This is a genomic window from Enterobacter sp. 118C5 (assembly GCF_034107645.1).
GTDB classification, from domain to species: Bacteria; Pseudomonadota; Gammaproteobacteria; order Enterobacterales; family Enterobacteriaceae; genus Enterobacter; species Enterobacter nematophilus.
Map to the genome: position 1 here is coordinate 116,354 of NZ_JAWNEU010000006.1, position 12,012 is coordinate 128,365.

At 57.8% G+C, this 12,012-nt stretch carries 12 protein-coding genes; 3 read left to right on the top strand and 9 right to left on the bottom strand.

Going from position 1 to position 12,012, the window contains the following annotated elements:
- Window positions 1-29 precede the first annotated feature (29 nt).
- The 5 genes from amtB to UTO39_RS13125 all read right to left on the bottom strand — a co-directional run bounded on the left by amtB (window position 30) and on the right by UTO39_RS13125 (window position 5,946).
- Entirely contained in the window at window positions 30-1,316 is a 1,287-nt protein-coding gene (gene amtB, locus UTO39_RS13105; protein ID WP_221552311.1) for an ammonium transporter AmtB, read from the bottom strand.
- A 35-nt stretch (window positions 1,317-1,351) separates the two neighbouring features.
- Window positions 1,352-1,690 carry a P-II family nitrogen regulator gene (glnK, locus tag UTO39_RS13110; RefSeq protein ID WP_008503304.1) on the bottom strand — a complete coding sequence of 113 codons (339 nt, stop codon included), beginning with the start codon at window positions 1,688-1,690 and terminating at the stop codon, window positions 1,352-1,354.
- A 220-nt stretch (window positions 1,691-1,910) separates the two neighbouring features.
- A complete protein-coding gene (locus tag UTO39_RS13115; RefSeq protein ID WP_266179605.1) occupies window positions 1,911-3,692 on the bottom strand; it encodes a SmdB family multidrug efflux ABC transporter permease/ATP-binding protein in 1,782 nt (593 codons plus the stop codon).
- The gene (locus UTO39_RS13120; protein WP_320727346.1) at window positions 3,685-5,457 is read right to left on the bottom strand and encodes a SmdA family multidrug ABC transporter permease/ATP-binding protein; all 1,773 of its coding nucleotides are present in this window, start codon (window positions 5,455-5,457) and stop codon (window positions 3,685-3,687) included. Before UTO39_RS13120 ends, UTO39_RS13115 begins: the two co-directional genes overlap by 8 nt.
- A 30-nt stretch (window positions 5,458-5,487) precedes the next feature.
- The gene (locus tag UTO39_RS13125) at window positions 5,488-5,946 is read right to left on the bottom strand and encodes an Lrp/AsnC family transcriptional regulator (RefSeq protein WP_008503307.1); all 459 of its coding nucleotides are present in this window, start codon (window positions 5,944-5,946) and stop codon (window positions 5,488-5,490) included.
- Window positions 5,947-6,061: 115 nt separating this feature from the next.
- Here UTO39_RS13125 and UTO39_RS13130 point away from each other — a divergent pair, with 115 nt between their 5' ends.
- Window positions 6,062-7,108: a PLP-dependent cysteine synthase family protein gene (locus UTO39_RS13130; protein ID WP_320727347.1), complete on the top strand. Its 1,047-nt coding sequence runs from the start codon at window positions 6,062-6,064 to the stop codon at window positions 7,106-7,108.
- Between the two features lie 41 nt (window positions 7,109-7,149).
- Here UTO39_RS13130 and cof read toward each other — a convergent pair whose 3' ends face one another.
- A complete protein-coding gene (gene cof / locus UTO39_RS13135) occupies window positions 7,150-7,968 on the bottom strand; it encodes an HMP-PP phosphatase (RefSeq protein WP_061099034.1) in 819 nt (272 codons plus the stop codon).
- Between the two features lie 101 nt (window positions 7,969-8,069).
- Between cof and UTO39_RS13140 the strand changes: the two genes are divergently transcribed.
- Entirely contained in the window at window positions 8,070-9,770 is a 1,701-nt protein-coding gene (locus UTO39_RS13140; RefSeq protein WP_320727348.1) for an SgrR family transcriptional regulator, read from the top strand.
- A 66-nt stretch (window positions 9,771-9,836) separates the two neighbouring features.
- Window positions 9,837-10,532, top strand: a complete 696-nt coding sequence (gene queC / locus UTO39_RS13145; RefSeq protein WP_320727349.1) for a 7-cyano-7-deazaguanine synthase QueC — start codon at window positions 9,837-9,839, stop codon at window positions 10,530-10,532.
- 2 nt (window positions 10,533-10,534) lie between these two features.
- Here queC and UTO39_RS13150 read toward each other — a convergent pair whose 3' ends face one another.
- From UTO39_RS13150 to UTO39_RS13160, 3 genes are all read right to left on the bottom strand, one after another.
- Window positions 10,535-10,864 (bottom strand): addiction module antidote protein, encoded by a 330-nt coding sequence (locus UTO39_RS13150; protein ID WP_151413942.1) that lies wholly within the window; start codon window positions 10,862-10,864, stop codon window positions 10,535-10,537.
- A 164-nt stretch (window positions 10,865-11,028) separates the two neighbouring features.
- A complete protein-coding gene (locus UTO39_RS13155; protein WP_014830880.1) occupies window positions 11,029-11,427 on the bottom strand; it encodes a YbgC/FadM family acyl-CoA thioesterase in 399 nt (132 codons plus the stop codon).
- 97 nt (window positions 11,428-11,524) lie between these two features.
- Entirely contained in the window at window positions 11,525-11,905 is a 381-nt protein-coding gene (locus UTO39_RS13160; protein WP_320727350.1) for a helix-hairpin-helix domain-containing protein, read from the bottom strand.
- Between the last annotated feature and the right edge of the window lie 107 nt (window positions 11,906-12,012).

Consider the following 12,012-nt stretch of genomic DNA (forward strand, 5'->3'; position numbering starts at 1 on the left):
GCAATCGGAGATTGCCGTTTTGCTTTTTATTATGCGTTATACGCATTCTCGCCGTGGCTGTTGACGTCGAGACCTTCGCGCTCCTGCTCTTCCGGTACGCGCAGACCCACCGTCATATCCGCCAGCTTATAGCCGATGAAGGCGACAACGGCAGACCACACAACGGTAATGGCGATACTTTCCAGCTGTACCAGCACCTGGTGAACCATGGTGACACCTTCTGCGTAACCCACGCCACCCAGCGATTTGGCAGCAAAGATACCGGTCATGATACAGCCGACGATGCCGCAGACGCCGTGGACGCCGAACACATCGCAAGGGTCATCCACGCGCAGCACGCGCTTCAGGGCGGTGACGCCCCACAGACCCGCAAGGCCTGCGACCAGACCAACCAGCAGCGCACCGCCCACACCCACATAGCCGCACGCCGGGGTGATACCGACCAGACCAGCAATGGCACCCGAACAGGCACCCAGCAGAGAAGGTTTACCGCGTACCGCCCACTCGCCGAATACCCAGGAGAGGATCGCACCCGCCGTCGCCACAACGGTGTTCACGAAGGCCAGCGCGGCGATTTCGTTCGCGGCACTTGCGGAACCGGCGTTGAAGCCAAACCAGCCAAAGTAGAGGATAGCCGTACCGGTAAACACCATCGGCAGGTTGTGCGGTTTGAATGCTTCTTTACCGAAGCCCACGCGTTTGCCAATCAGGTATGCTCCCACCAGACCCGCTACCGCGGCGTTGATGTGCACAACGGTACCGCCCGCGAAGTCCAGCGCACCATGGCTTGCCAGCAGACCACCGCCCCAGACCATGTGCGCAATCGGCACGTAGGAGAGCGTCAGCCATACCACCACGAAGATCAGAACGGCAGAGAAGCGAATGCGCTCAGCCAGCGCGCCCACGATCAGCCCTACTGTAATACAGGCGAACGATCCCTGGAACGCAACGTGGATGTACTGGTAGAAGCTGCCCATCAGCGCGGTCAGCTCAATATTTTTCAGCATCACCCAGTCGAAGTTGCCAAAGAAGGCGTTGCCGGTACCGAAAGCCAGCGAGTAGCCGTAAACCACCCACAGCACGCAGACCAGCGCGAACGTCACGGCAACCTGCGTCAGCATGGAGAGAACGTTTTTACCGCGGATCAGGCCGCCGTAGAACAGCGCAATGCCCGGGATAGACATGAACAGCACCAGCGCGGTGCTGATCATCATAAAGGCGTTATCGGCTTTGTCTGCCACGGCAGGGGCAGCCAGCGCCAGGCCCGGCAGCAGTGCCAGCGAACCCAGACCCGTTTTAAGTGTTGCTATCTTCATTTTCTCGATCCCTATCACTGTGTGCCAGGCGTTATTTACAGTGCCGCTTCGTCAGATTCGCCGGTACGAATGCGAATGACGCGCTGCAGTTCGGCAACGAAAATTTTGCCGTCGCCAATTTTGCCGGTGTAGGCCGCTTTGCTAATGACATCAATCACTTCATCAAGCTGATCGTCAGCAATCGCGACATCAATTTTTACTTTTGGCAGAAAGTTAACGCTGTATTCCGCCCCGCGGTAAAGCTCGGCATGACCCTTCTGACGACCAAAGCCTTTCACTTCGGTGACAGTCAGTCCCTGAATACCCATTGAAGACAACGCTTCTCGCACGTCTTCGAGTTTGAATGGTTTGATTACCACCGTAACCAGCTTCATAGATCCCCTCCAGTCAGAATTCGGTAATGGCCGCAGCTCACGGAGAAGGTATTGCAAGGGGTGTGCCAGAAATGAAAACGAGGGAGAAAAGCGGTGCAACGAGCGTTACGCCGTCTTCATTAACGAACCGGCGAAAAAAAACGCACCATGTCGGTGCACGGTGCGTTTCAGTATTGCACCAACAGGAATGGCTGTTAGCGCGTTGCTTTGTTTTGGTGCATCAGGCGCTGAGCGACTCTTCCTCGCGCACGCTGGCGGCCAGCTCTTCGCCCGCCAGCTGAAGCTGGTACATCTGCCAGTAGCGCCCTTGAGCTTCCAGCAGTTCGCGGTGCGTGCCGCGCTCCACCGCTTGTCCCCGATGCAGCACCAGAATGGTATCAGCATCGACAATGGTGGAAAGACGATGGGCAATCACCACCAGCGTCGTATGGTCGCGTACCGCGGCCAGCGCCTGCTGGATGGCCTGCTCGGTGCCGGAGTCAATGCTGGCCGTCGCTTCATCCAGAATCAGCACCTGCGGGGTTTCGATCAGCACCCGCGCCAGCGCGAGAAGCTGCTTTTGCCCAACGGAGAGGTTGTTCCCCTGCTCCCCCAGCTTCGTATTGATCCCGTCGCTAAACCCGCGCGCCAGTTCTGCCAGCTGCACTTTTTCCAGCACCTCCCAGACCTGCTCCTGGGTGTAGTCCCGGCCCAGGGTCACGTTGGCGTAGAAGGTATCGGCCAGGACGACCGGATCCTGCTGCACCATCGCGACGCCTTTACGCAACACGTTGTGGCTGAGAGACGCGAGCGGGCGCCCGTCGAGGCGGATTTCGCCCTGCGTGACCGGGTAGTAGCCCATCAACAGGCTGGCGAGCGTGCTCTTGCCGCTGCCCGTATGCCCTACCAGCGCCACGAAACCGCGCGACGGAACGTCCAGCGTAATGTCCTGCAACACCAGCCGGTCTTCGCGATAGGCAAACGAGACGTTATCAAAGGCAATTGCGCCGCTTTGCAGAGGTCGCTCATCTGTGCCGTAGGCCTGGCGCGGCCTGTCCATCAGCTCAAACACGCGCTCGCCGGCGACGACCGCCTGCTGCAGCATCGATTGCTGGGTGGTGAGCTCAATCAGCGGCTCGTTAAGGCGCCCCAGATAGCTAATAAAGGCGTACAGCACGCCGACTTCAATCGTACCGCTTGAGCTCAGGCCAAAGAGCATCAGTAAACCGCAAAGCACCAGCGCAGAGAAAAGGCTGAGCAGCGGACGCAGCAGGAAGCCGTCGAGGCGCAGCGTCTGCATACGCGCCATGTAGTGCGAACGGCTGGCTTCGCCCATCCGCTCGCCAAAGCGCGCCTGCTGGCGGAACTGCTGAATGACGCTCATGCCGTTGATCACTTCGTTGAAGCCATCGTTGATGTCGGCCAGATAGGCACGCACCCGGCGCACGATTGGCGTGCTGTAGCGCTGGTAGATGATCATCACGATCAGCACCGCCGGGAAGATGGTAATCGCCACCAGCGCCATGCGCCAGTCGAGGCTGAACATTGCCACCAGCATCGCGCCGATCAGCGCTGCGCTGCGTAACACCGTCGCGACCACGGTGACGTACAGGTCGCGGATCACCTCGGTATCGTTGGTCACCCGCGAAATCACCTGCCCGACCGGCTGGATATCAAACTCGCTGAGCGGCTGGCGAAGCGCCGCGTCCATTACATCCGTGCGCAGCTGCTGAACCACGCCCACGGCGGCACGGTTAAACAGCAGCGACTGCGCATAGTGCAGCCCTGCCGCCGCCAGCTGCAGGCCAACGTAGGCCACGCCTAAGCCCGCCACCAGCCCCAGAGGCAGGTAGCTTTTGGCGACCATATTGTCGATGAAGTAGCTGATGAGCAGCGGCCCGCTCACCTCAGCAATCGCCGCTATCCAGAGTAAAAGCACGGCCACGGAGAGCGGCTTGCGCCACGGCGAGCCGTAGGCCAGCAGACGTTTGAGCGTCGGCCACATCGTTCCGAGCTTACGCATTGGCGGCCTCCCGATCCTGTTCCGGCGCATCGTCCAGCGCCGCCTCAAGCTGTTGATAGCGGTACATATCGCGATACCAGCCCGGCTGCTCGGCAAGCGTTTCATGCTGCCCGCGCTGGGCAATGTGCCCGTGCTGTAAGACCAGAATTTCGCTGGCCTCGGTGAGCGCTGACAAACGGTGGGCGCTGATAATCACCGTGCGTCCGTCGCCCCACTGGCGAAGGTTATGCAGAATTTGATGCTCGGTACGGCCATCTACGGCGGAAAGCGCATCATCCAGAATGAGGATTTCAGCATTCAGCAGCAGCGCGCGGGCAATCGAGATTCGCTGTTTCTGCCCGCCGGACAGCATGACGCCACGTTCACCGACTTCCGTTTCGTAGCCCTGCGGCAGACGCAAAATATCGTCATGCACGCTGGCTAAGCGCGCCACGTGCTCGATCTCCTCCTGCGTCGCCGACGGGTGACCAAGCGCAATGTTATTCGCCACGGTATCTGAAAATAAAAACGGCGTCTGGCTGACCACCGCCAGACGGCCACGCCACTCGTCCAGCAGCAGGTTCGGCAGGGGGATATCATGGAAACGAATATCGCCCTCGGTGACGTCAAAGTGGCGCTGAAGCAGAGAAAGCACGGTACTTTTTCCGGACCCCGTCGGGCCGCAGATGCCCAGCATCTGGCCCGGCTGCAGCGTAAAGCTAACGTTCTCCAGCACCGGATGTTCCGTTTGCGGATAGACAAATTTGCGAACGTCGACGTTCATAACGCCGCGCCCTTCCGGCACCGCTTCGCTGCCGTCATTGACCACAGGCGCTTCTGCCAGCATGGCGCGAATGCGGCTGTAGGCGGCGCTGCCGCGCTCCACGATGTTAAACATCCAGGCCAGCGCCAGCATCGGCCAAATCATCAGCCCCAGATACATCGCAAAGCTGGTCAATTGCCCCAGGGTCAGCGTGCCCTGCACCACCATCCAGCTCCCGCCGCCAATGGCAAGCAGGTTTGCCATGCCGATTGCGACATAAATCGTTGGATCAAATCGCGCATCAATACGCGCGACGCGCATGTTTTTCGCCCCCGTGTCTGCCGCATCGGCGGCAAACAGCGCGGACTGCCGATCTTCCAGGCCAAACGCTTTGATCATGCGGATGCTGGTCATGCTCTCCTGGGTGCGATCGTTCAGAGATGAAAACGCCGCCTGCGCCAGCTTGAAGCGCTCGTGCAGCTGTTCGCCGTAGCGATTGATCGCCAGCGCCATCAGCGGCATCGGCAGCAGCGCCAGCAGGGTCAGCTGCCAGCTGATCTGCGTGGACATGACGATCAGCACCGCGCAGCCCATCACCAGCGAGTCCACCAGCGTTAATACCCCTTCCCCGGCGGCAAAGACCACGCGATCGACGTCGTTCGTCGCGCGGGCGATGAGGTCCCCGGTGCGGTGGCGGAGATAAAACTCAGGATGCTGTCGGCTCAGCTGGCGGTAAAAATCTTCACGCAGCTCAACGGCCAGCTGATAGGACGCGCCAAACAGCAGCACGCGCCAGACGTAGCGCAGGAGATAAACAATGACCGCCGTCAGCACCAGCGTGCCGACCCACATCAACACCCGTGCGGTGGTGTAATGCTGTTCAGTGACGCCATCCACGACGTAGCCCACCACCTTCGGCGGGATCAGCTGCAGGATGGCAATGATAATAAGCAGGGCGACTGCACCGAGGTAGCGTTGCCACTCCCGACGAAAGTACCAGCTTAATTGGGCAAATAATCGCACGCGGTTTGTTCCTGAAGGTATTTTACGAAGTTATTCAATGGGTAATGCTGTGGTGTACTTAATCTGTTCCATGGCGAAGCTTGAGGTGACGTCCGACAAGCCCGGGACGCTGTTCACCAGCCGCTTGTAGAAGTCATCATAGCGCTTCATGTCAGCCACCTGGACGCGCATCAGGTAGTCGTACTCGCCGGCCATACGCCAGAAGCCGAGCACCTCGGGCATCTCAGACACCTGAGTGACGAAGCGGCAATACCACTCGCTGCTGTGATGCTGGGTTTTTATCAGCACAAATGCCGTCAGCCCAAGCCCCAGTTTTTCGGGATCGAGCAACGCGACGCGGCCCAGCAGAATGCCGTCATCTTCCAGCTTTTTTAGGCGCTTCCAGCACGGTGTGGTGGTCAGATTAACGGCATCTGCCAGCGCCTGCAAAGAGAGGGTACAGTCACTTTGCAGCAATGAAAGGAGCTTACGGTCAATTTTATCTAGCATACCCACCTCACAGAGAAAATTTTTCTCCCTTCATTCTATTTTAAAGGCCAGATAGCAACAATTTTTTCTGTGCTTTTCGCTATGCTGGGCACAAAATGACAAACGGATAACTACGATGAATAGCACCTGGGTTAAACATGCCATCAGCGAAATCAATGCCGACTATCAGCGCTCGGCGGATACGCATCTGATTCGCCTCTCCCTGCCGGGATTTGACGGTATTCAGCTCTACCTGAAGGATGAAAGTACTCATCCAACCGGTAGCCTGAAGCACCGCCTGGCGCGCTCTCTGTTTTTATACGGTTTGTGCAACGGCTGGATTAAAGAAGGCACCACCATTATTGAATCCTCATCCGGTTCAACGGCGGTGTCTGAAGCCTATTTCGCTCGTCTGCTGGGCCTGCCGTTTATCGCGGTGATGCCCTCCTGCACCGCAAAACGCAAAATCGAGCAGATCGAATTTTACGGCGGACGCTGCCACTTTGTGGAAAGCGCCTGCGAAATCTACGCCGCCTCTGAAATGCTGGCCCGCGAGCTAAACGGCCACTATATGGACCAGTTCACCTTCGCCGAGCGCGCGACGGACTGGCGCGGCAATAACAACATCGCCGACAGTATTTTCCGCCAGATGACCCACGAGCCGCATCCGGTTCCGTCGTACATTGTGATGAGCGCCGGTACCGGCGGCACGTCAGCCACAATCGGACGCTACATCCGCTGTCAGGGTTACAATACCCAGCTGATGGTGGTTGACCCGCAGAACTCCGTGTTCCTCGACTACTGGCAAAGCCGCGATGCCGGCCTGCGCAGCCCGGTGGGCAGTAAAATTGAAGGAATTGGCCGTCCGCGCGTGGAACCGTCGTTCATTCCTGACGTTGTCGATGAAATGCTTCGCGTGCCGGACGCCGCCAGCGTCGCCACCGCGCACTGGCTGGAGACGCAGCTCGGCCGCAAGGTTGGCGCATCAACGGGCACCAACATGTGGGGCGCGCTGCAGCTTGCGGCACGCATGCGCGAGGAAGGCCGTACCGGCTCCATCGTCACGCTGCTGTGCGACAGCGGAGAGCGCTACCTTGAGACCTACTACAATGCGGAGTGGGTACAGGCCAACGTCGGCGACATTACCCCGTGGAAAGCGCAGATTGCGCAGCTGCTGAAATAAAAAAAAGCCAGACCGAAGTCTGGCTTGCTGGAAGGGTCTCACTATTCGGGGGAATATGGGAGGTTGTTGTTGTCCAGCCAATGCGTCAAAAAATGGGACACCGCTTCCTTACCGCAGTGCCCGATAACCGGCAGATGAGGAAGCTCTGCGATCAGCTGCGGCATCGCATTCCCCATAATCAGACCGCGCCCCACGCTGCCCAGCATTTCACGGTCATTCATGGCGTCGCCAAACGCCATACACTCCTGCAGCGTTAAGCCCAGGTGGTCGCTCAGCACCGCCAGGGCTGAACCTTTGTTACAGCCCACCGGCAGCACTTCAAGGCAATCCACCGCCGAGAAGGTCAGGTGCGCCCGGTCGCCCAGCGCCTCATTCAGTTGAATCCGTAAGCGGCAAAGATCGTCGTGATCGCCACAGAAGCAGATCTTGGTCACCGCGTGGGCGGGGATCCGACGCAGATCGATAAGCTGGTATTTGAAGCCGCTGTAAACATGCGCGTGCAATAATTCGGGGATTTCGCTTCCGGTAAACCAGCCTTGATCGTTAAAGACGTGGATACTGGCCTGCGTGTCCCAAGTGCTGTGCAGGACAATATCCGCCACTTCCGGATTGAGATCCTGGCGGTGCAGCACCTCTCCTTCAACGGTGTGAATGCGCGTTCCGTTACCCGTGATTAAAAACGCATCCAGGGAAAACGCGCCCAGCAAATGGCGCATCTCCAGCACGTGGCGGCCAGTGGCAAACGTCAGGGTGACATCACGCTCGCGCAGGCGCTTCAGGGTATTCAGCGTTTTCTCCCCCAGACGGTGATCCGGCATTAACAGCGTACCGTCCATATCAAATGCAGCGAGGCGGGCCATGATTACTCCTGAAATGTGATGCGATTAACTTGTGCATCAGTATCGTGTGAGATATACGGAAGTAATAGTGAATAGATGAAAATTATTGTTCCGGGTTTCTTATGCGTCAGCTTAACCGCCTTAACCAGTATCAGCGCCTGTGGCAACCTTCCGCCGGCGCTCCGCAGCTCGTAACCGTAAGCGAGCTTGCCAGCCGCTGCTTTTGTAGCGAGCGGCATGTCCGCACCCTGCTGCGTCAGGCCCAGGAGGCGGGCTGGCTCAGCTGGCACGCGCGGTCTGGTCGCGGCAAGCGCGGTGAGCTAACGTTCCATGCCAGCCCGGAGTCACTGCGCAATGCGATGATGGAAGAGGCGCTGAAGAGCGGGCAGCAGCATAACGCGCTTGAGCTGGCCCAGCTTGCCCCTGAAGCGCTACGGTCATTACTGCATCCGTTTTTGGGCGGGCAGTGGCAAAACGACACGCCGACGCTGCGCATCCCCTACTATCGCTCGCTGGAGCCGCTTCAGCCGGGCTTTTTGCCTGGCCGGGCGGAGCAGCATCTGGCGGGACAGGTATTCTCTGGTTTGACGCGTTTTAACGGCAACAGCAGTGAACCCACGGGCGATCTGGCGCATCACTGGGAGGTCTCTGCTGACGGGCTGCGCTGGCACTTCTACATTCGTTCCACGCTGCACTGGCATAACGGCGATAAAATAGAAACGGCGCAACTCCAGCGAAGCCTGACGGCGCTGTTGACGCTTCCCGCCCTGCGCACCCTGTTCAGGAGCGTTTTACGTATCGAAACCACGCATCCACAGTGTCTGACGTTTATGCTGCATCAGCCGGACTATTGGCTGGCGCACAGGCTGGCAACCTACTGCAGCCGTCTGGCGCATCCCGACAATCCTGCGGTTGGCTGCGGTCCCTTCCGGCTGGCCGCCTTTGAGCCCGACCTGGTTCGTCTGGAAAGCCATGAGCAGTATCACCTGAGCCATCCGCTGCTCAAGGCCATCGAATACTGGATCACCCCCCAGCTGTTTGATTACAGGCTGGGCACCAGCTGTCGTCACCCGGTGCAAATCGCGATTGGCGAGGCCGATGAGCTGGAAACCCTGCGGCTGGTCAGCAGCAGCACCAGCCTGGGCTTCTGTTACCTCACGCTGAAGCAGAGCGCGCGCCTGAGCGAGATGCAGGCAAAGCGGCTTATCAATATCATCCATCTCTCCAGACTTCTGCACACGCTTCCGCTCAACGAGGGGCTCATTACGCCCACCGAGGAACTGCTTCCCGGCTGGACGATCCCCGAATGGCCTGATTTAACGGACGTTGCCCTGCCTGAGGCGCTGACGCTGGTTTACCATCTTCCCGTTGAGCTTCACACCATGGCCAGCCAGTTAAAGGCGTACCTGGCGCGGCAGGGTTGTGAACTGACCGTCATCTTCCACGACGCCAAGACGTGGGACGGATGCCAGCAGCTTGCCGATGCAGACATCATGATGGGGGACAGGCTGATTGGCGAAGCGCCAGCGTATACGCTTGAGCAGTGGCTGCGCTGCGATGCACTGTGGCCGCACGTGTTAAGCGCACCGGCCTACGCCCATTTGCAAGCCACGCTGGATGCGGTGCAGAATCAGGCCGAAGCTCGGGACCGTCACGCCGGTCTGCAAGCCATTTTCAACTGCCTGATGGAGAATGCGGTGCTGACGCCGCTTTTTAATTATCAATATCAAATCAGCGCTCCGCCGGGAGTCAACGGCATACGCCTCAACACCCGCGGCTGGTTTGATTTTACCGAAGCCTGGCTACCCGCCCCCAAATCGTGAAGAAGCTGGTCGCCGCCGTAGCCAGACGGTAACATAACGTTTTTACCGTAACAGTCGAGATGATTTATGAAACGTGCCGTCGTCGTGTTCAGCGGAGGACAAGACTCTACAACCTGCCTGGTTCAGGCCCTTCATCAGTATGATGAAGTTCACTGTGTGACTTTCGATTATGGCCAGCGTCACCGCGCTGAAATCGACGTCGCCCGTGAACTGGCCCTAAAACTGGGGGCACGCGCGCACAAGGTGCTGGACGTTACGCTGTTAAACGAACTGGCCGTCAGCAGCCTCACCCGGGATAGTATTCCCGTACCGGACTACGAACCCGATGCCAGCGGCATTCCGAACACCTTCGTGCCGGGCCGTAATATTCTGTTCCTGACCCTGACGGCGATATACGCCTACCAGGTAAAAGCCAAAGCGGTAATTACGGGCGTGTGCGAGACCGACTTCTCAGGCTACCCGGACTGCCGCGATGAGTTTGTAAAAGCGCTCAACCACGCCGTCAATCTGGGGATGGCGAAAGAGACGCGCTTTGAAACCCCGCTCATGTGGCTGGATAAAGCCGAAACCTGGGCGCTGGCCGACTACTGGGGCAAGCTGGATTTAGTTCGCAGCGAAACCCTCACCTGCTATAACGGCATAAAAGGCGACGGCTGTGGCCAGTGCGCAGCCTGTAATCTGCGCGCTAACGGACTGAACCACTACCAGGCTGATAAAGTCGGCGTGATGGCGGCAATGAAGCAAAAGACCGGGCTTAAATAAGGCTACCGGACCGTGCTGTCGAACAGTTTTACCCCGGCAGCACGGGTCACCTTCATTAGCGTAGTCAGCGTTGGGTTGCCGTTGTCTGATAAGGTTCGGTATAGCTGCTGGCGGGAAAGCCCGGCTTTGGCAGAGATTTCACCTATGCCGCCGCGGGCTTCGATGACCTGACGGAGTGCAATGAGATAGGCAGGGATCCCCTGATCTTCATAGATCTCATCCAACGCAACATTCAAATAAATTTGAGCAGAGGAAGGATCCTCGCGTAGCATTTTTACTACTGCTTCATTGTGATTGACGCTACTCGAAAATTTTCGTTCTAGCATATTCATCGTTATTCATCCTGAAACTGATAAATTTCACCAATGCGCTACGAGCCATTTCGGCGAATTTCACTTCGATGTTGGTTAACGCCAGGATCCATGCATTTTCGAACCCTGGCTCTTTGCTATGCTATCTTTGTGATAACATCATTTCTTGTACTGAAGTCAAATCTCTACACGATCATCAGCTCCAGCTTTTCCCGCAGCTCACCTTCCAGCGGCAGCGCTTTCTGGGTTTTCAGATCGATACAGACAAAGGTGATCAGCGCATCAGCCACTACCTGCCCTTCTGGATCGAGCGTTACCACCTGGCTTAACACGCCGCTCTTACCGTTTAGCTGCTGTACCTGACTGGTCACGGTGAGCACATCGCCCAGCACGGCCGGGCGGCGGTAGTTGATATTGATATTGACGACCACGAACGCGATGTTGTGCGCGGTCAGCCACTGAAAGCTTTCGCTGTTTTCCAGTCCGTCCCAGCGCGCTTCTTCAAGAAATTCGAGATAGCGGGCGTTGTTAACGTGCTGGTAAACATCAAGATGGAAACCGCGAACTTTGATTTTTGTCTGCATAGCGCAATAGCCTTTCGTTGTTATAGGATCAGAGGTCATAACTGGTATGACCTCTTTATCCTGGCAAACTTTTGCCGCAGTGCAAGAAATTGCGTTATTACAGTGTCAGGTGTGAGAGGTTGCGCTCAACCAGCGCGCTGCCCATGCCCGGAACCTGCTTGAGATCGTCGACCGTTTTGAAAGGGCCGTATTCTTCACGATAGCTGACGATGGCCTGCGCTTTTTTCAGGCCGACACCGTTCATTGCGCGGGCGAGATCCTCTGCCGAGGCCGAGTTAATGCTGACCCGCGTACCGTCATCATCTGCATTTTTACCGGCGACAGCCGCTTTGGTTTGCCCTTGCACCGGCGCTGCCGCATCAGACTTGCTCTGCGTAGTCTGTGTTTTAGCGGCGGGCGTCGCCGCCAGCGCGCCCGCGCTCATCCCGGTGGTAGCAATAGCCAGCGTAATTAACAGTGCTTTGATTCCACATTTCATGCTGTTATCTCCTTGTTTGTTGACAGCCACGCAACGATAGCCGCCGGAGAAAACAGGCACAAACAGCAGATTACAGAAATGGAAAAGGCCGCGAAGGCGGCCTTTAG